The 18602-nt window shown below is 27.3% G+C and carries 19 protein-coding genes; 15 read left to right on the top strand and 4 right to left on the bottom strand.

Translation table 11 applies throughout. The features are described 5' to 3' along the window. Positions 1 to 5: 5 nt before the first annotated feature. The 4 genes from K5563_RS00215 (at position 6) to K5563_RS00200 (ending at position 5118) form a co-directional block, all read left to right on the top strand. Positions 6 to 779, top strand: coding sequence for a lysophospholipid acyltransferase family protein (locus K5563_RS00215; RefSeq protein ID WP_221037013.1), 774 nt, complete (start codon positions 6 to 8; stop codon positions 777 to 779). Continuing rightward, positions 766 to 2562, top strand: a complete 1797-nt coding sequence (locus K5563_RS00210; protein WP_221037012.1) for a DNA topoisomerase IV subunit B — start codon at positions 766 to 768, stop codon at positions 2560 to 2562. Before K5563_RS00215 ends, K5563_RS00210 begins: the two co-directional genes overlap by 14 nt. Beyond that, positions 2562 to 4445, top strand: coding sequence for a DNA topoisomerase IV subunit A (locus K5563_RS00205; protein ID WP_221037011.1), 1884 nt, complete (start codon positions 2562 to 2564; stop codon positions 4443 to 4445). Before K5563_RS00210 ends, K5563_RS00205 begins: the two co-directional genes overlap by 1 nt. Before the next feature lie 133 nt (positions 4446 to 4578). Beyond that, positions 4579 to 5118 carry a P13 family porin gene (locus K5563_RS00200; RefSeq protein WP_221037010.1) on the top strand — a complete coding sequence of 180 codons (540 nt, stop codon included), beginning with the start codon at positions 4579 to 4581 and terminating at the stop codon, positions 5116 to 5118. A 137-nt stretch (positions 5119 to 5255) separates the two neighbouring features. Here K5563_RS00200 and smpB read toward each other — a convergent pair whose 3' ends face one another. Together smpB and K5563_RS00190 are read right to left on the bottom strand one after the other, a co-directional pair. Next, complete coding sequence (smpB, locus tag K5563_RS00195) at positions 5256 to 5711, bottom strand: SsrA-binding protein SmpB (protein WP_221037728.1); 456 nt, start codon at positions 5709 to 5711, stop codon at positions 5256 to 5258. Continuing rightward, positions 5708 to 7195, bottom strand: coding sequence for an SUMF1/EgtB/PvdO family nonheme iron enzyme (locus tag K5563_RS00190; RefSeq protein WP_221037009.1), 1488 nt, complete (start codon positions 7193 to 7195; stop codon positions 5708 to 5710). The genes smpB and K5563_RS00190 overlap by 4 nt, the downstream gene beginning before the upstream one ends. Positions 7196 to 7495: 300 nt before the next feature. Between K5563_RS00190 and lepB (K5563_RS00185) the strand changes: the two genes are divergently transcribed. From lepB (K5563_RS00185) to K5563_RS00175, 3 genes are read left to right on the top strand one after another with little or no spacing between them, the layout of a single operon-like run. Further along, on the top strand, positions 7496 to 8476 hold the full coding sequence (gene lepB, locus K5563_RS00185) for a signal peptidase I (RefSeq protein WP_221037008.1): 981 nt from the start codon (positions 7496 to 7498) through the stop codon (positions 8474 to 8476). Between the two features lie 6 nt (positions 8477 to 8482). After that, the gene (lepB, locus tag K5563_RS00180) at positions 8483 to 9118 is read left to right on the top strand and encodes a signal peptidase I (RefSeq protein WP_221037007.1); all 636 of its coding nucleotides are present in this window, start codon (positions 8483 to 8485) and stop codon (positions 9116 to 9118) included. Then, complete coding sequence (locus tag K5563_RS00175; protein WP_221037006.1) at positions 9108 to 9539, top strand: DUF188 domain-containing protein; 432 nt, start codon at positions 9108 to 9110, stop codon at positions 9537 to 9539. Before lepB (K5563_RS00180) ends, K5563_RS00175 begins: the two co-directional genes overlap by 11 nt. Here K5563_RS00175 and K5563_RS00170 read toward each other — a convergent pair. Together K5563_RS00170 and K5563_RS00165 are read right to left on the bottom strand one after the other, a co-directional pair. Next, positions 9525 to 10577, bottom strand: coding sequence for a hypothetical protein (locus K5563_RS00170; RefSeq protein WP_221037005.1), 1053 nt, complete (start codon positions 10575 to 10577; stop codon positions 9525 to 9527). The two genes, K5563_RS00175 and K5563_RS00170, sit on opposite strands and share 15 nt — an antisense overlap. A gap of 9 nt (positions 10578 to 10586) precedes the next feature. Beyond that, the gene (locus K5563_RS00165; RefSeq protein WP_221037004.1) at positions 10587 to 11225 is read right to left on the bottom strand and encodes a hypothetical protein; all 639 of its coding nucleotides are present in this window, start codon (positions 11223 to 11225) and stop codon (positions 10587 to 10589) included. 177 nt (positions 11226 to 11402) lie between these two features. Between K5563_RS00165 and K5563_RS00160 the strand changes: the two genes are divergently transcribed. The 8 genes from K5563_RS00160 to K5563_RS00125 all read left to right on the top strand — a co-directional run bounded on the left by K5563_RS00160 (position 11403) and on the right by K5563_RS00125 (position 18595). Then, positions 11403 to 12308, top strand: a complete 906-nt coding sequence (locus tag K5563_RS00160) for a bifunctional 5,10-methylenetetrahydrofolate dehydrogenase/5,10-methenyltetrahydrofolate cyclohydrolase (RefSeq protein ID WP_221037003.1) — start codon at positions 11403 to 11405, stop codon at positions 12306 to 12308. 1 nt (position 12309) lies between these two features. Further along, positions 12310 to 13041: a YebC/PmpR family DNA-binding transcriptional regulator gene (locus K5563_RS00155; protein ID WP_221037002.1), complete on the top strand. Its 732-nt coding sequence runs from the start codon at positions 12310 to 12312 to the stop codon at positions 13039 to 13041. 30 nt (positions 13042 to 13071) lie between these two features. Beyond that, positions 13072 to 13548: a crossover junction endodeoxyribonuclease RuvC gene (gene ruvC, locus K5563_RS00150; RefSeq protein ID WP_221037001.1), complete on the top strand. Its 477-nt coding sequence runs from the start codon at positions 13072 to 13074 to the stop codon at positions 13546 to 13548. A 131-nt stretch (positions 13549 to 13679) separates the two neighbouring features. After that, a complete protein-coding gene (gene ruvA / locus K5563_RS00145; RefSeq protein ID WP_221037000.1) occupies positions 13680 to 14273 on the top strand; it encodes a Holliday junction branch migration protein RuvA in 594 nt (197 codons plus the stop codon). Between the two features lie 41 nt (positions 14274 to 14314). Then, positions 14315 to 15361 (top strand): Holliday junction branch migration DNA helicase RuvB, encoded by a 1047-nt coding sequence (gene ruvB / locus K5563_RS00140; protein WP_255571058.1) that lies wholly within the window; start codon positions 14315 to 14317, stop codon positions 15359 to 15361. Continuing rightward, complete coding sequence (gene queA / locus K5563_RS00135) at positions 15336 to 16373, top strand: tRNA preQ1(34) S-adenosylmethionine ribosyltransferase-isomerase QueA (protein ID WP_221036999.1); 1038 nt, start codon at positions 15336 to 15338, stop codon at positions 16371 to 16373. Before ruvB ends, queA begins: the two co-directional genes overlap by 26 nt. A gap of 73 nt (positions 16374 to 16446) precedes the next feature. Continuing rightward, positions 16447 to 18114 (top strand): diphosphate--fructose-6-phosphate 1-phosphotransferase, encoded by a 1668-nt coding sequence (locus tag K5563_RS00130; protein ID WP_221036998.1) that lies wholly within the window; start codon positions 16447 to 16449, stop codon positions 18112 to 18114. Between the two features lie 7 nt (positions 18115 to 18121). After that, complete coding sequence (locus tag K5563_RS00125; RefSeq protein WP_221036997.1) at positions 18122 to 18595, top strand: hypothetical protein; 474 nt, start codon at positions 18122 to 18124, stop codon at positions 18593 to 18595. Positions 18596 to 18602 lie beyond the last annotated feature (7 nt).

Genomic DNA, 18602 nt, shown 5'->3' with positions numbered 1-18602 from the left:
ATCTTATGAAAATATTTGGAAGCATTGTTGCTTATATTATTTTTGGGTTAATCATTTTGATTTTGACGGTTTTATTTCCAGTGTTTTTGATTTTTAAGATTTTTAGATTTGAAGCTTATTTTATAAAATGTGTTTTTATTCTTATTAGATTTGCTGTTAAGATAGGTTTTCGGATTATTGGAATTAAATTGATTATTACAAGGGATGATGCTTTTTATTCTTATGAACGTAGTGTTGTTATAATGGCAAATCATATTGCTTCTATGGATCTGCTTTTTTTAATGCTTGTTTTTAAGAAACCTTTTATAATAGTTGTTAAATCATCACTTTTAAGCATTCCCTTGGTTAATTTTATGTTAATTTCTATGGGAGTTATTTTTGTAAGTAGGGGTAATATAAAGTCTTCTGCTCTTGCTCAAAAAAGAGCAATGGATGCTATTGAGAAAGGATGGTCTATCGGCATTTTTCCTGAAGGGACTAGGAATCGAGGTGGTAAAACACGAAATTTTAAAAGAGGTTCTGTTAATTTGGCTTTAAGAACAAATTCTCCTATTATTCCTGTTACTTTGCTTAATACAGAGAAGTTTTTTATTAAAAATTTTATATTAAATTCAGGATTGTCCATATATGTGCATGTTCATTTTCCAATAAATATTTCTAGCTTAACAAATTATGAGATAGATAATCTTCATGTTATTGTTAGAGATAGGATAGTGAAAAAATTAGAGGATATGAAAATTCAGTATAATATTGATAGGAATTTGAATGAAAGCAAATAATTATGATGAGAGTAAAATTATTACCTTATCTTCTCTTGAACATATTAGATTAAGATCTGGGATGTATATTGGGAGATTGGGAGATGGTTCTAATATTGATGATGGTATTTATATTTTAGTTAAAGAAATTATTGACAACTCAATTGACGAATTTATTATGGGTTATGGTAATGAGATCTTGATAAAGAGAGAAGATAATGTTATTTGTGTAAGAGATTATGGTCGTGGAATTCCTCTTGGAAAAGTTGTTGAGAGTGTGTCGGTTATTAATACTGGTGCTAAATATAATGATAATGTTTTTCAATTTTCTGTAGGACTTAATGGAGTTGGAACTAAAGCTGTTAATGCTTTAAGTTCAAAATTTTTAGTAAGGTCAATGAGACAAGGCAAGTTTTTTGAGGCAGTTTTTTCAAAAGGAAATTTAATTGAAACTCAAGAGGGTAAATCTTATGAGCAGGATGGTACTTATATTGAGTTTTTAGCTGATACGGAGATTTTTGGAAAATATAAATATAGTGAAGATTTTTTAAGGAGAAGATTTTTTCATTATGCTTGTTTGAATAAAGGTTTAAAAATCAATTATAATGGTGAAATTTTTCATTCTAATAATGGGCTTTTAGATTTTATGAATGCTGAGATTAAGTGTGAGGATTTACTTTATGATTTTGTTTATTATTCTAATAGGACTTTGGAATTTGCTTTTTCTCATACAAACAATTATGGTGAAACGTATTTTTCATTTGTGAATGGACAGTATACTAGTGATGGGGGTACCCATCAGACAGGGTTTAGGGAAGGATTTGCTAGAGCTATCAATGATTTTCTAAAAAAAACATACTCATCAACTGATATTAGAGAAGGGCTTGTTGCTACTCTTTCAGTAAAAATAAAAGATCCAATGTTTGAAAGTCAAACTAAAAATAAACTTGGCAATATTGAAATTAGAAGTGATATTGCTAAAGAAATTCAAAGAATAATTTTGGAGATCCTTTATAAGAATAAACAACTTGCAAAGGTAATTGAAAATAAAGTTGTTGATAATGAGCGTCTTAGAAAAGAATTAAGTAGTGTACGAAAGGAGGCAAAAGAAAGAGCAAGAAAAATATCTTTTAAAATTCCTAAGCTTAAGGATTGTAAGTTTCACTTTAATGAGAAAAGTATGCAGTCTAATTCTACTATGATATTCTTAACAGAAGGAGATTCTGCAACAGGGTCAATGGTATCTTGTCGAGATGTATATACGCAAGCTATATTTTCCCTTCGTGGTAAGCCTCAAAATATGTTTGAAAAGAGTAAGTCTGAAATATATAAAAATGAAGAACTTTATAATATGATGGTAGCTCTTGGTATTGAGGAGTCAATTGAAAATTTGAGGTATAATAAGATAGTAATTGCTACAGATGCAGATTTTGATGGTTTTCATATTAGAAATTTGCTTTTAACATTTTTCTTGACTTATTTTGAAGATTTGGTTTTAAATGGTCATATCTACATTTTAGAAACCCCACTTTTTAGAGTAAGAAATAAAAATTCTACTATTTATTGTTATTCTGAGGAAGAAAAGCAAAAAGCTATTCTTAAACTTAAAAATCCTGAGGTTACAAGGTTTAAAGGGCTTGGAGAAATTTCCCCAAGTGAGTTTAAGAATTTTATAGATGTTTCTAGCATTAAGCTTACAAAAGTAGATCTTGTCAATATTAAGGAGATAAAGGAAAAATTAGGATTTTATATGGGGCCAAATACTCCTGAGAGACGAAACTTTATTATGGAGAATTTGATTTAATGGATATTAAAACAGTACTTAAGGATAATTTTTTACAATATTCATCTTATGTTATTAAAGATCGTGCAATTGCCAGTGTGATTGATGGATTTAAGCCTGTTCAGAGACGAATTATACATTCGCTTTTTGAGATGAATGATGGTAATTTTCATAAAGTTGCAAATGTTGTTGGTAATACAATGAAATATCATCCTCATGGAGATACTTCCATTTATGAAGCACTCGTTAATATAGCAAATAAAGATTTATTTATTGAGAAGCAAGGAAATTTTGGTAATCTTTTAACAGGAGACCCTGCTTCTGCTTCACGTTACATTGAATGTCGATTAACTTCGTTAGCATTTGAGGTTCTCTATAGCAAAGAAATAACTTCTTATGAACCATCGTATGATGGTCGAAATGATGAACCTTTAATTTTTCCTGCTAAAATTCCTGTGATACTTATTCAAGGCAGTGAAGGAATTGCTGTTGGCATGGCTGCTAAAATTCTTCCTCATAACTTTAATGAAATTCTAAGTGCTGTTAAGAGTGAGTTGCTTGGGGAAGCTTATGAGCTTTATCCTGATTTTCCAACAGGCGGTATAGTGGATGTTAATGAATATGCTGATGGAAATGGAAAAGTATTAGTTCGTGCAAAAATTGAGCCTACAGATGACAATAAGGCTATTTTGATAAAAGAATTGCCATTTGGAGAGACTACTGAAAGTTTGATAGCTTCAATTGAAAAAGCTATTAGGAAAAATTATATTAAAGTTTCAAGTATTAATGATTTTACTACTGAGAATGTTGAAATTGAATTAACTCTTCCAAGAGGAGTTTATGCAAGTGAAGTGATAGAAAAACTATATCATTATACAAATTGTCAAGTATCTATTTCTGTCAATTTGCTTTTATTAAGTGATAGGTATCCTGTTATTTATACTATTACAGATATTATCAAATTTCATGCTGAACATTTGCAGAAAGTTTTAAAGATGGAACTTGAATTGGAAAGAAATAAAATTCTTGAAAAGATATTTTCGAAGAGCTTGGAACAAATATTTATTGAAAATAAGATTTATAAAATCCTTGAGACTATTACTAAAGAGTCTAATATTATTGATACTGTGTTAAATGAAATTTTAAAGTATAGGTCTAATCTGTATAGAGATATTGTTTTGAGTGATATTGAAAATTTACTTAAAATTCCTATTAGAAAGATAAGTATGTTTGACATTGATAAAAATAATAAAGACATTGAGATTTTAAATAAAGAATTGAAAAATGTAGAGAGTAATATTAATGCAATTAAGGGTTATGCAATAAATTTTATTGATAAGCTTCTTGCAAAATATTCTAAAATTTATCTTAGAAAAACGGAAATATCTCTGATTAAGTCAAAAAATGTTAGAGAAATAGCTACAAAGAATATGAAGGTTTATTTAAACTTAAGTACTGGTTTTGTTGGAACCAGTCTTATTGATGGCGAGTTTATTGGTAATGCTAGTCACTATGATAAGATATTGATATTTAGAAAAAATTCTTATTTGTTAAAAAATATTGAGGATAAAACCTTTATTGATAAGAACAATTTGGATGCTTTAGTTTATGATATCAATAATTCTAAAGAGCAAATATTTTCTATAATTTATCTTAATAAGATTGATAATTTTTATTATCTTAAGAGATTTAAAATAAATAAGTTTATTACAGATAAGGTTTATAAATTTTTAAATGATGAAGATGAATTTGTAGATTTTGCTTTAAATCCAGAGTATGTAGAATTTTCTACTAGTAAAGATATTATTAAAGCGATTAATATTAATGATTTTATGGTTAAATCTAGAATGTCTGTAGGTAGAAGGATTTCAAGTAGTAATATTAAAAAAATTAAGTTTAAGTAAAATTATATATATAATAAATAATTTATTTAATTTAATTGATTAATTTGTTTATTATATATATAATTAGGTATTAAATAAATTAAATAAATTAGATTATTTTTTTAATACTTAATTATATGATTGGGGGTATGTTATGAAAAGAATATTAATTTTAATGTTATTTTTTAGTTGTGTTTTTGTTAGTTTTGCTCAAAGTAATAATAATGGTAATGCTTTTGATGAGGGAGAGAGGTTTTTATTCTATGAGAATAATAAAACAGGTACCTTATTTCCTTTTATATTGAATGCTACTGTTGGATTTGGACTAGGATCTTTCATTCAAGGTGACCTGATTGGAGGAATAAGTCTTTTTAGTTGTGATGCTTTGGGTGCAGGGTTGTTGGCTTATGGTTTATATTCTAGGTATCAGTTTGATAAGTTGCCTGATACTCAAAAAGAATCAGAGTATAAGATGGGTTTAATTGCTCTTTCTTTAATAGGAATAGGGGGTAGTGCTATGCTTATAACACGAATTGTTGGAATGATACTGCCCTTTACATATGCGAATAGTGTGAATAAAAAGCTTCAAGAAGATTTAGCAATCGAGTTAGGAGGATTTAAACCTACATTTGATGTAAGCTTTCAAGAAAATTCTGGGCTTGGATTTGAGTTTGCTTTTGTTAAAAAATATTGATTATAAGATTATAAGAAAAATAAAAGTTGGATAGTAGTTATAATAGTTATTATGACTACTATTTTTGTTAATTATATTATAGTTTTAGTTGAGATCATGTTTCATGTGATTATTTTATTTTTAAAAGTTATTAGGATTTATCTATATTTTTTAATTTCACGATCCAAGTCTTTTTTTATGCTTTTCTGTTTTAAGACTTCTCGTTTATCAAATAATTTTTTCCCTTTACATATGCCAAGTTCTACTTTTATCAATGAATTTTTAAGATAAATTGAAATAGGGACTAATGTGTATCCTTCTTTTTCTTTAAACTTTTTCAGTTTTTGTATTTCTTTTTTTGTTATAAGAAGTTTTCTGCGTCTTGTTTCTTCATGATTGAAAGTATTACCTTCTTTATACTTTGCTATATGTAAATTTTCAAGCCATATTTCATCCTTTTTAATGTTAGCAAAACTATCATTAAATGAAAATTTTTTCAATTTAATTGATTTAACCTCAGTTCCTTTTAAAACAATTCCGCAGTTTATTTTATCTTCAATAAAATAATTGAAACTTGCTTTTTTATTTTCAAGCAATAATATGCTCATATTTATTCCTTTTCAATCACTAATCTAAATCCAATATTTGGTGAATAACTCCAACTTTTAAAAAATGAGGCTTGTGTTGAAGGTTTAAGCATTTTATTGTCATTATAGTTATATGTTCTAATTTCAGTGTACAGTGAATTGAAATTTAAATTTGTAGAATATATATCATTTTCATAGTCATTTTGAAATAATAGAGTGTCATTAAAGTTTGAGTTTTGCATTAAGTTCCAAAACCCAACTTTTTTAGATATTTCATTGACATTTATACTATTTATGGAAGTTGGTACTTCTTGTTGATATAGTTCCCATTCTTGAGCTATGGGAAGTCTTGCTTTAAATCCTTTTGGTAAATTTAAAGAATACCATTTAGCATATTCTATGGCTGCATGATACGATATATTTGTAATGTCTTCATTTGAGGGCATTTGCTTAAAGGTTTTAAGATAACTTTCATCTACAAGTTCTTCTTTTATTAGATTATCTTTATTATTTAGTGTCCATTTTGGATTTTCATTTAAGAAATCTTGATATTCAGCTTTAGTGACATTTTTGTTTTGGATTAAAAATTCTTTTAAGTTATATGTGGTTTTTAGTTTAATGTTTTGTGAGTATAACTTGTAATTTTGAATATTTTCAATATTTTTTGATTGTATCTTTGTAAAATTATTTAGATGTAAATTTATCCTGTTATTTTTAAATTTTAAAATCTTATTATTATTTTTTAATTTTTCTGTTAATGCTTGGAACCACGTTTCTTGAGATATTTGCTTTTGTTGTTCCTTATCTAAGTTTTGAAAAAACCAAATTATTGATCTGTTGTCTAAATTAAAATTTTGTTGCAAAGATTCCCATATTTCTTTATTGTTATTACTTTTTATTAAGTAGATTCTTTTATATGATTTAAGAAAATCTTTAAATATTTCATTTGAATTTAAATATCGAATGGATGATTTGAAGAATTTTATTATATGTTCTGGATTATTTTTGAAATCATTTAAAAGTAGTGAGAATACAGGAATCAATTTTATGTTGTTATTAGTATTTTTGATTTTTGTCATGACTGAGAGTTCTTTTTGTCTTTGTGCAATGATTTTGTCAGGATCTCTTAGTTTTAAATCAATACTGAACTTATATGTTTTGAACAAACTATTATGTATTTCAATTTTTTTTTCATAGGGTTCAAATCCTAGTCTTTGTATTTTTAAAATTCCTTTAGTAGCACTTGTATATTTATTTAATGGGGTTCTTCCAATATACTTTTCATTTAGATAAACATGTGCATTGTTGATATTAGTTTTGATTTTTAAATATGCTCCGGGATTTTTGAGCTTATTATTTATAATTAAAATAACCGGTATTATTAAGGGTAATATAATTATTATGAAGAAAATATAAACCTTTGGCGTTATTCCTAACACTGGTTTTAACTTTACTTTAAGCATTTCTTCATTAGTATTAGTATTAATAAGATTACCATTTTCTTCGAGCATATATAGTGATTATAAGAAAGTATGAGAAGAAATTCAATATTGAATATGTTTGTGATTTTTTAATTGGAATGTGCTTATTTTCTATTGTAATTAATTTTTATTAATTACAAAATACAAGTGTGGCATTATTTTATTTTTATTTTTTTATAAAATTACAATATTAGCTTGTGCATTCTATATATCCTTGCTTATATGCCTTGATTTTAGATATTGTTCTTTTTTATAAGGCTTTGTGATTATAAGGATATTAATAATTTTTGATTTTGGATATAATTTGATTTTGAGAATGAGGATAAGTTTATGTATTTAGAAAAATTAGATAGTTTTGCTAACTTTTTGGTGAGAATTGTTGAGCGATATTTAACTTATAGAAAGAGAAAAAAATATTTTTATAAATTGAAAGCTAAAAAGCGTGGCTTTATTATTAACTTTTTATTTGAACTTTTAGGTGCGGCGATTTTTGTTTTGGGAATAAATCAATATTTTTTACAAGCATATAGAATTCCATCTGGTTCTATGGAAAATACTCTTCAAGTTGGAGATTTATTATTTGTGGACAAATTTTCTTATGGACCTGAACTTTTGCCGGGAGTGTTAAAAGTTAATGGATTACAAGAGCCAAATGAGACAGATATTGTTATTTTTGAAAATATAGAATATAAATCAAAAGGACTTTTTTTTGATATTTTACATAGATTACTTTACATGTTAACTTTTAGTTTTATTGATCTTGATAAAGATGAGAATGGGAATCCTAGTGTTAGATTCCTTGTTAAAAGAGCATTATTTTCAGATGGTCAGCTTGTAAGGTTTCGAGAGGGGAAAGTATTTGTTAAAAAAGAAGGAGAAGAAAATTTTATAGAAGAAGATTTTTATAAAACTTCCTTAGGATATACTTTTAGTATTAAGAAATCTATACAAGATTTAGATTATAAAGTTTATGATAATCTTGCTATGTTTATTGCGCTAAATCAATTAAGCATTAATGTAGAAAATATGTCTGATTTTTCATTTTTTAATGTTAAAGAACTTGATAGATTTGAAGTTGAAAGGTTGGAGTATCGCTATTTGGTAGCTTTCATGCCATATGTTGATTATTATATGGAAAAGGCTATAACTAAAGATTATGGTATATATGTGCCTTATGGATATATATTGCCTATTGGAGATAATAGAGATAATTCTTATGATGGTAGATTTTTTGGAGTCATAGATAAAGATAAGATTCTTGGCAGAGCTATTTTTATATATTTTCCTCTTTCTAGAATAGGTTTGATTTAGTAGCATATGTCATCATATTTAACTTTTGAGCAAAGACTCTTACAGAAAAAGAGGAGACAGGATTTTTTAAGTTTTATTTTATTATTTTTAATATTAAATTATTTTTTTACAAAATTTGTTTTACAGATTTTTACTTTTCAAGGTGATGAGATGTCGCCTTTAATAACAAAAAATAACAGTTTGATTTTTGTTTCAAAATATATGAGAACTTTTTTTAAACCTTTAAAAATAAATGATATTGTGCTTTATGAAGATTTAAATTTAAAAAAAAATTTTATTCTAGATTTTTTCAGAGATTTATTTCTTTTAAATAAATTTTTTAATAAAAAAAGTTATAAAATTGCAAAGATAGTGGCTACTCATGGAGACATAGTTTATGTTAAGGGTTTTGACGTTTTGATTTATAAAAGAGATAATAATTTGTATTATTTAAATGGTAAGCTTATGAGTGGTTATGAATTAAATAATTTTTTTAGCTTCAATGAAATTATTAAGTGTTTTGTTTTAAAGAAAAATGAATTTTTTTTATTAAATGAAAACTTAAAAATTTTAAATGATTCTAGAGTTTTTGGACCTGTTAAAAAGTCTCATATTTTGTCTTTATTAATGTTAAAGATAGTGGATAATAAAATTGTTAAATAAAATTTTTGTTGATGCTGATTCTTGTAATTTTCGGGTAATAAAATTTTTACAAAATTTTGTATTAATTAGAGAAGTAGGGCTTATTTTAGTTGCAAATCGGTATTTAAATTTAGAGATATCAAACAATACTATTGTTAAAGTTGTCAATAATGTTGATTCTTTTATTTTAGAATTAGTTGATGAGAATAGTATAGTGGTTACCAGAGATATATTACTTGTTAAGAAATTATTGAATTTTCAAATTAGAGTAATTAATGATGAGGGTCAAATTTTTGATAAAAATAACATAAATTACTTATATTTTAGGTCTAAGTTAAATATTAACTTAGGCATTAAAGTTAAAAAATATTTTAATGAAAGCTCTGCTAAATTTAAATACTCAAATTTTACAATGAGTTTTCATCGTCTATTCTTTAGTTAACTTTTTGTTTTCAACTTTCCATAATCCTTTACCTTGGGTTAGTATGTAAATTATGTTATTTGATATGGGTATAATATCATTAAGTTTTGTTTTGCTTAATTGTGAACCATTATAAGAGCCTGATAGTACAGATTGTGAAGGTGGTTGCAAAGTAAATGTGTTTTTATCTTTAACAAGTTCTACAAATCCACTATTACTTCCAATAAGTATCACTCCATTAACTTCTCTTGCAAAATATGAAGTAAATTCTCCAATTCCTTCATAATTAAATATTGGAGATTGATAATGATTTGTGCTTGAGTATATTTTGAATTGATTATCTGATGTATTATCATATTCTTTTCCAGTGATTACTAAGGTTTCCTTAAATCCCCGAATATTTGTTTCTATTATTGCCATTATTGCATTTGTTGAGTTAACATTTATAACTTTTCTTCCTCCCTGTAGTTCCCAAATTTTTGAAAAACTACCTGTAATTGACATATTGTTATCGTTTGAGAGTTGATAAAATTTATCATTATTGGTTGTGCCGCTTGGCGTCTGATTATTTCCATTTAAATCTAAAATTATTTGTTTTCCAGTTTCTTCTAATGCTAAGATATAAGCTGAAGAAATACCACTTGTAGTTATAGATTTTAAAAATTTAATTGCAATTAAATCATCCTTTTTCAGTTTAAGTATCCAGTTATTGTTTTGAAGGGTGTATAGTTCTAGTTGTCCATTTTTGTTTTGAACTAATAAATAAGTTGTTCCTGAGACATTTACTAAATCAAGTACAAATTCATAAGAATTATTAAAATTGACCTTTTCAACTTTTCCGTTTTCTTTTTTAAATAAGTGCATTGCTGCAATATAAAGAGTATCATTTACTAGGGATATACCACTTGGACTTGCACTGTCTAGTGTATTATTCTTGTTATTTATTTTTTGTAATTTGCTTAGTTGTGAAAAGATAGATTCACTTGAACATGAGAGAATGAAAAATGTTAATATTATTATCATAAGAAATATAAATTTTTTCAAATTTTTTTTGTTCATAATAACAACCTACAATTTACTTATATTCACTATTACTGATAGTGATATTATTAAAAAATGTCCCATTTTAGCTGAATTTCCAAATTCAAATATTGTCCACCATGCAGTTGTCATTCCTAAAGCCCATTTATGATTAAAGTTCCAAAAAATCCCAGAACCAATAGATATTACGGGCATTGTATCAAAAGTTCTTAAATTTGAGATATTATCACTTTTGTCTCCATAAGAGCTTAAAGAAAATCCTATATTTGAAAATATAGGTATTTGAAAAAGATCGCTTATGTTAAAGACATAGCTTATTAGGAATGTTATGGGTACTGTACTTAGTGTTTTTCCTATACTAGATTCAGGATTTAATAAGCTAAATGAATGATTAATATCAAAATTAAATAAGTATCTAAGCTCAAGACCTATAGCTAAGTTACTTAAGATGTAATATTGGTATTTAAGTGCTCCAATGCCTCCAGGATATAGATTTGATGAAAAGGTTTTTGATAGATCATTATAAAAGAGTGGAATACCTAAACTTAAATCTGCGCTCATAATAGAATTGCCTTTTTTATCGATTGAATATGCTTCAATTTTTTTTACGTTGGTTAATAATAGTAAGAGAGGGAAAATGGCTCCTATTAAAAGATTTTTTATCATTATTCTCCATATTTAAAAAACTTTGTCATTTGAAAATTATTATAAAGTTATTATATTTAAAAATAGGTTTTATTACAATTAATTTTTGTGTTAATTTATATTCTTTATGTTTACACTACAATTGTAGTATAATACATAATCTTTTTATCTAAATTTTGGTTATGAGGAAATTTTTATTTGGGTAATATTTTTGATGGTAAATCGTTTGCAAATCAGTATTATTTATTATTAAAGGATTTTTTAATCTATCATGATTTAGTGGATAAAATTTCTTTAAAAGTCATTTTAGCAAATGATAATCCTGCAAGTAAACTTTATGTTTCTGTTAAGGAAAGAGTATCAAAAGAGATTGGTATTAATTTAAATGTTATTAGATTAGCTAAGAATTCAGGGCAAAATGATATTTTACAATCTATTGAATATGAAAATTTAAATGAATCTACTGATGGTATCATTGTTCAGTTGCCTATTTGTGGTTCGATAAATTTAAATCTAGTTTTAAATAGTATATTAGATTTCAAAGATGTAGATGGGCTTTCTGCTATTAATTTGGGTAAGTTGATTTTAGGTGATAAAAGAGGGTTTATTCCTTGTACAGCTCTTGCTGTTTTAAAAGTTTTATTTGATCAAGGTATAGAAATATCTGGGAAGACTGTTGTTGTGGTTGGTAGAAGTTCTCTTGTTGGAAGACCTATTTCTATTTTGCTTTCTTGTAAGCCTTATGATGCAACTGTAATTACTTGTCATAGTCGAAGTATTAATTTAGGTTCTTATATTAAACAAGCAGATATTATTATTTCTGCTGTTGGAAAACCTAAATTAATAGACGCTAGTATGATTGTGGGGAATCAATGTGTTATTGATATTGGTATTTCCAGGGTAGAAATTGATGGGAATACTACTATTGTAGGAGATGTTGATTTTGAATCAGTTAAGGATAATGTTAAGTTTATTACTCCTGTAATAGGTGGAATTGGTCCTGTTACAGTTCTTATGTTAATGTTTAATACGATTAAAGCACATTTAATTAGTCATTGTAAATTTGATGTTTTAGAAAAGTTAGAAAAATTGGTGGAGGTTTAACATGTCTGGTCATAGTAAATGGTCAACTATAAAGAGAAAGAAAGGTGCTCTTGATGCTAAGAAAAATAAAATTTTTACTAAGTTAATTCGTGAAATAAGTGTTGCGGCTAAGATGGGTGGGGGAGAGATTGACTCTAATGCTAGATTGCGACTTGCTATTAATAAAGCAAGAATTGCTAATATGCCTAAAGATAATATTGATAAAGCAATAAAAAAGGGTATTGGAGATAATACAGGAGCTGAATATTTTGAGCTTACTTATGAGGCTTATGCACCCCATGGTGTAGCCTTAATAATTAACTGTTTAACTGATAATAAAAATAGAACAGCAAGTGATGTAAGGAGTGTTCTTTCAAAAAGTGGCGGTTCTCTTGGCGCTCCAGGGTCTGTATCTTATATGTTTCACAAAAAAGGATTAATTTCTTATAGTTTAGATAAATATTCTGAAGATATAATAATGGAACTTGCATTAGAGGCGGGGGCAGAAGATGTTTATAGTGAAGGTTCTCAAATAGAAGTAATAACAAGTGTTGAAAATTTTGAATCTGTTCTATCTGTTTTAAAAACAAAATTTGAAGAAGACATTTCAGAAATTGCTCTTATTCCTGAGAATAAAATTTCTTTAAATAAAGAGCAAATGAATAAAATAATTGTTCTTATTGAAAAATTAGAAGATTTTGATGATATTCAGGAAGTTGTACATAATTTGGAAATTACTGATGAGATTGATTAATTGTGTTATTTGATTTTATAAAGTTTGCTCATGAGAATATTAGGTATTGATCCTGGTCTTGCAAATGTTGGATGGGGCGTTTTAGATCAAGAGGGTAGTCGGTATATATATGTTCAAGATGGAACTATTATAACTGATCCTCGTGTTTCTTTAAAAGATAGACTGAACATCATTCATGATAATCTTGTTCTAATTATTGATAAGTTCAAGCCTAATGTTGCAAGTATTGAGGGTATTTATTTTTCTAAAAATAAAAAAACTGCAATAAGTGTGGCTGAATCTCGAGGTGCGATTATTTTAACCCTTGCTTTACAAAATATAGATTTTTATGAGTATACTCCAATACAAGTTAAAAATTCGATTTCTGGATTTGGCAGAATAAAAAAGTTACAAGTGAAATATGTTATTCGTATTTTACTTGGAATGAATTCTAATTTTGTTTTTACTAGTGAGCATAGTAGTGATGCACTGGCTCTTGCAATTTGTCATGGTAATCATAGAGCTTAGGTTATGAATATAGATTTTGTTGTCAAATTTTCGTCATAAAGAAAGAAACTTAAATAATATAAAGTATTTTATCGTTGTTAATGCGTAAAAGTAACATAAAACTAAAGTTTTATGTATTATAATTTAGTTTTATGATCAATAAAATTTATGGTAAAATTGTAGAAAAAAGGGAATCTAGTGTTGTTATAGTAGTGCTTCCCTTTGAATTTGAGGTTTTCATTAGTTCTTTTTGTATGAAAAAATTGGACCTGCTAGAAAATGTTGAAATGTTAACTTATATTTATTTACGAGAAAATGAAATTAAGCTTTTTGGTTTTTTGAATTTATTAGAGAGAGAGGTTTTCGAGAATCTTATTAGTGTTGATGGAATAGGACCAAGAGCCGCTTTAAGGATATTGTCTGGAATAAAATATAGCGAATTTAGGAATGCTATTGAAAAGGAGGATATTAGGCTTATTTCTAAAGTCAAAGGAATTGGAAATAAAATAGCAGGCAAAATATTTTTAAAACTTAAAGGAAAATTTGTGAAATCTGATGAGTTAGATTTAGATATAAGATTTAAAGATCTTGAACAGTCAATTGTTAATATGGGTTTTGATAGAAAGTTAGTTATATCTAAGATAAAAGAAATTTTGGTTACTGATGAATTTTTGATGTTGGGTGAGAGTGAACAAGAACAATTTTTATTTAGAGAAATTTTAAAAAGGCTTGCAGGTTCAATTTAAGATCTAGACTGTTTAATAGAATATGAGGAGATTAGATAGATTTGAAAGAGGGAACTAATTTTTTAAGTTCTGATAAAGATTTTTTGTATGATACTAATGAAAATGAACTTAGACCTAAATCCCTTGGAGAGTTTGTTGGACAATCTCATATTAAGGAAAACTTAAATATTTTTATAAGAGCATCTAAGGATAGAAATGAAGCACTTGATCATATGTTTTTAAGTGGACCTCCAGGTCTTGGGAAAACTACTCTTGCTAGTATAGTTGCTTTTGAAATGAATGCTACAATTAAGGTTACTTCAGCTCCAGCTCTTGATAAACCGAAGGATATTGTTGGTATTTTAACAACTCTTGATGATAAAAGTATTCTCTTTATTGATGAATTGCATAGACTTAAACCTGTTGTAGAAGAGATGCTTTATATTGCAATGGAAGATTATAAGATAGATTGGATAATTGGCCAAGGTCCTTCTGCAAGGACTGTAAGAATTCCAATTCCTCAATTTACTTTAATTGGTGCTACTACAAAACCTGGGAAAGTTGCCGCACCACTTTATGCTAGATTTGGTATTGTGTTGAGATTTGAGCTTTATAATGAAGATGAACTTGTAAGAATAATCAAAAGAAATTCGGTTATTTTAAATGTTAATTTAGAGGATAAGGCCGCTTGGCTTCTGGCAAAAAGTTCAAGAGGCACTCCTCGTATTGCAAATAGACTCTTAAGACGAATGAGAGATTTTGCTCAAGTTGGTGGTTATAATTTTATTACAGAGAGTATTGTAAATTTTGGACTTAAAATGTTAAAAATTGATCATGAAGGTCTTGATGATCAAGATAGAAATATTTTAAGGAATTTAATCTTGAAGTTTAAAGGTGGACCTGTTGGTGTTGAAACTTTAGCAATTTCTGTTGGTGAAACGGCAGATTCACTTGAAGATTTTTATGAACCTTATTTGATTTTAAAGGGATTAATTGAGAGGACTAGTAGAGGACGCAGAGCTACTGATTTAGCGTATCTTCATTTGAATTTGGATAAGAATAATAACTTAAATAGTGAAGAAAATGAATACCAAAGAGTTTTATTTTGAATTGCCATATAATTTAATAGCACAGTATCCTAGTAAAAAGAGGGGCTTGTCAAGATTAATGGTTCTAGACCCTTGTAATCAAAGGATTTATCATAATTCTTCAATAATCGATATTTTTAAATACATTAATAGCAATGTTTGTTTAGTATTTAATGATTCAAGGGTTAGAAAATCAAGAATTTATGCTATCACAGAGCATGGGAGTAGTGTTGAGTTTTTGATTTTAGACAGGTTATCAGACGATATGTTTACATCTTTAATTTCTAAGGCTAAAAGACAAAATATTGATAAAGTGTATAAGTTTCCTCAAGGTTTATTAGGTCAAATAATTTCAAGATCAGGTGATGAATTTATACTTAAGTTTAATAGATGTGTAGATGAATCTTATTTTGAAAATTATGGACTTATTCCTTTGCCACCTTATATTAAGAGAAATTATGATAAAGAAGATGAGGAGCGTTATCAGACGATTTATTCAAAAAGTGTGGGTTCATCAGCATCAGCTACAGCAGGCTTGCATTTTAGTAAGGAGTTTTTTTTTAGTTTGGATGAAAATAATATTGAATACTATTTTATTACCCTTCATGTTGGTCTTGGTACCTTTCTTCCTGTAAGAACAAAGATAATAGAGGAGCATAAAATGCATTTTGAGACTTTTTCAATCAAAGATTCTGTAGCTTTTAAACTTGAGCAGGCAAAAGCTTTAGGTAAAAAAATTTTGGCTGTTGGAACAACTACTCTTAGAGCATTAGAGTCTTCTTATTACAAGCAAAAAGGATTTATGCGAGGTGAACAAAAGACCAATCTTTTTATTTATCCAGGTAAAGGATATGAATTTCAATTTGTTGATATGCTTTTTACAAATTTTCATACACCAGAATCAACGCTTTTAATGTTAGTTTCTTCATTTGGTGGCAAAGATTTTGTGTTTAATGCTTACAAAGAAGCTATAAAAATGAATTATAAATTTTTTTCTTATGGTGATGCTACTTTATTTTTAAATCATATATAGATATTGGTGATTAATTATTTTAATATTTAACTTAGTAATAATAATTTAGATCAATAGTGAAAGGAGAAGGTATATGACCTCAATTTTTCAAAAAGAGAGATATAAATATATTCCAAAATTGCCTAAAATTTTGGAGACTGATTTTCAAAATATTAATGTTGTTTTCGGAGAAAAAACAGAAGCTCTTCAGGATAGAGATGCTTTAGGACATATTTTTAAAAATATTTATGGAATTCCAGTTGTGAATTTTATTCAAGGTCCTTCAAATGTGGATTATACAAAGGTTTTAAATGTGGGAATCATTCTCTCAGGTGGTCCAGCTCCTGGAGGACATAATGTTGTTGCTGGTATTTTTGATGCTATAAAAAGGTCTAACTCAAATTCAAAAATATTTGGCTTTAAAGGTGGACCTTCAGGATTATTAGAGGATAGGAAAATTGAAATTACTCAAGATTTAATAGATGCATATAAAAATACGGGAGGTTTTGATATTGTATCTTCTGGTAGAACTAAAATGGAGACCGACGCTCAGTATGAGCAGGCTTTGTCAGTTGCACTTAAAAACAATCTTAATGCTATTATTGTTATTGGTGGGGATGATTCAAATACTAATGCAGCTTTGTTAGCAGAGTTTTTTAAGAAAAAACAACATGATATTCAAGTTATTGGTGTTCCAAAAACAATTGATGCTGATTTAAAAAATGAGCATATTCAGATTTCATTTGGATTTGATTCTGCAACTAAAACTTATGCTGAATTAATAGGTAATTTATGTCGTGATGCTATATCAACTAAAAAATATTGGCATTTTGTTAAGCTTATGGGCAGGAGTGCATCTCATGTTGCTCTTGAGTGTGCTTTAAAGACACATCCTAATATTTGCATTATATCTGAGGAAGTTTTAGCAAAAAATAAAACTTTATCAGAACTTGTTAGCGATATAACTTCTGTTGTAGTAAAGCGTTCCTTGAAAGGATATGATTTTGGTATTATTGTAATTCCTGAAGGTGTTATTGAATTTATTCCTGAAGTTAAATCTTTGATGGTTGAGTTGTGTAATATATTTGATAGTAGTAAAAATGAGTTTAGGGGTTTAGAAGTTGAAGATATAAGAAAGGTTTTTATATCTAATCTTAATGGATATATGAGAGAAGTTTATATATCGTTGCCTTTATTTATTCAGAGCGAACTTGTACATTCTGTATTAGAAAGAGATCCTCATGGTAATTTTAATGTGTCAAGAGTTCCTACTGAGAAACTATTTATGGAAATGGTTAGTGTTCGATTAGAAGAGTTAAGACAACTTGGTGAGTATAGTGGTAAATTTATTCCTATTGATCATTTTTTTGGTTATGAGGGTAGAAGTGTTGCTCCTTCAAATTTTGATAGTAATTATTGTTATAGTTTGGGGTATAATGCTGCAATACTTGTTTTAAATGGATTAACAGGCTATATGTCTAGTATTAAGAACTTAAACAAGAGTGTTACTGAATGGATTGCTGGTGGAGTTCCTTTAACTATGATGATGAATATGGAAGAGAGATATGGTGTTTCTAAGCCTGTTATTAAAAAAGCTCTTGTTGATTTAAGTGGAGTACCCTTTAACGAGTTTGTAGAAAATCGTGACGAATGGGCATTAAATAATATGTATGTTTATCCAGGCCCTATTCAGTATTTTGGTATTCCTGAACTTGTTGATGAGATACCTTTAACATTAAAATTAGAATTAAAAAATTTTTAAAGTAGTAATGATAATTAAATTCTTGCTATTGTTTGTTAATGTTTTGATTATTTATTCATATCCTTTATATCATGTTTATTCTGGATTTGATTTGCAATATCTGTATTTAGAGCAAAAATTTTCGCTGATAGATGAAATTTCTTTCAGCGAAGGTTATGCTAATATTGTTAATAATAAAGATTTTATAAGGTTTCAATTTGATGATGATTTTCCTTATAAAAACATTCAGGAACATAAAGATTTAAATATAGAAAAGACTATTAGTTCTAATTGGGGTAAAAAAATATTTAGATTTTCGGCAATCAGTGTAGGTACTTTTCCTGTAGCTTTTTTTATAAGTTTGTTTTGTTTTGATTTTTTTGTTCCTTTATCAAATAATGTTATGGTTTTAAAAGATAGAAATTTTAATAGATTTGCTATATCTACATCAATTGGATTGGCACTATCTTTTATAGTTGCTTTGATTGATAGTTTGATTTAGATTTTGT

This window comes from Borrelia sp. HM, assembly GCF_019669085.1.
In the GTDB taxonomy this organism is placed as follows: Bacteria; Spirochaetota; Spirochaetia; order Borreliales; family Borreliaceae; genus Borrelia.
This window is presented reverse-complemented; position numbering and strand designations above follow the sequence as displayed.

Excerpts from the sequence above, each read along its gene's own strand:
- K5563_RS00215 (WP_221037013.1), top strand. The coding sequence starts at position 6 with ATGAAAATATTTGGAAGCATTGTTGCTTATATTATTTTTGGGTTAATC.
- K5563_RS00210 (WP_221037012.1), top strand. The coding sequence starts at position 766 with ATGAAAGCAAATAATTATGATGAGAGTAAAATTATTACCTTATCTTCT.
- K5563_RS00205 (WP_221037011.1), top strand. The coding sequence starts at position 2,562 with ATGGATATTAAAACAGTACTTAAGGATAATTTTTTACAATATTCATCT.
- K5563_RS00200 (WP_221037010.1), top strand. The coding sequence starts at position 4,579 with ATGAAAAGAATATTAATTTTAATGTTATTTTTTAGTTGTGTTTTTGTT.
- K5563_RS00190 (WP_221037009.1), bottom strand. The coding sequence starts at position 7,195 with ATGCTCGAAGAAAATGGTAATCTTATTAATACTAATACTAATGAAGAA.
- lepB (WP_221037008.1), top strand. The coding sequence starts at position 7,496 with ATGTATTTAGAAAAATTAGATAGTTTTGCTAACTTTTTGGTGAGAATT.
- lepB (WP_221037007.1), top strand. The coding sequence starts at position 8,483 with ATGTCATCATATTTAACTTTTGAGCAAAGACTCTTACAGAAAAAGAGG.
- K5563_RS00170 (WP_221037005.1), bottom strand. The coding sequence starts at position 10,577 with ATGAACAAAAAAAATTTGAAAAAATTTATATTTCTTATGATAATAATA.
- K5563_RS00165 (WP_221037004.1), bottom strand. The coding sequence starts at position 11,225 with ATGATAAAAAATCTTTTAATAGGAGCCATTTTCCCTCTCTTACTATTA.
- K5563_RS00155 (WP_221037002.1), top strand. The coding sequence starts at position 12,310 with ATGTCTGGTCATAGTAAATGGTCAACTATAAAGAGAAAGAAAGGTGCT.
- ruvC (WP_221037001.1), top strand. The coding sequence starts at position 13,072 with ATGAGAATATTAGGTATTGATCCTGGTCTTGCAAATGTTGGATGGGGC.
- ruvA (WP_221037000.1), top strand. The coding sequence starts at position 13,680 with ATGATCAATAAAATTTATGGTAAAATTGTAGAAAAAAGGGAATCTAGT.
- queA (WP_221036999.1), top strand. The coding sequence starts at position 15,336 with ATGAATACCAAAGAGTTTTATTTTGAATTGCCATATAATTTAATAGCA.
- K5563_RS00130 (WP_221036998.1), top strand. The coding sequence starts at position 16,447 with ATGACCTCAATTTTTCAAAAAGAGAGATATAAATATATTCCAAAATTG.
- K5563_RS00125 (WP_221036997.1), top strand. The coding sequence starts at position 18,122 with ATGATAATTAAATTCTTGCTATTGTTTGTTAATGTTTTGATTATTTAT.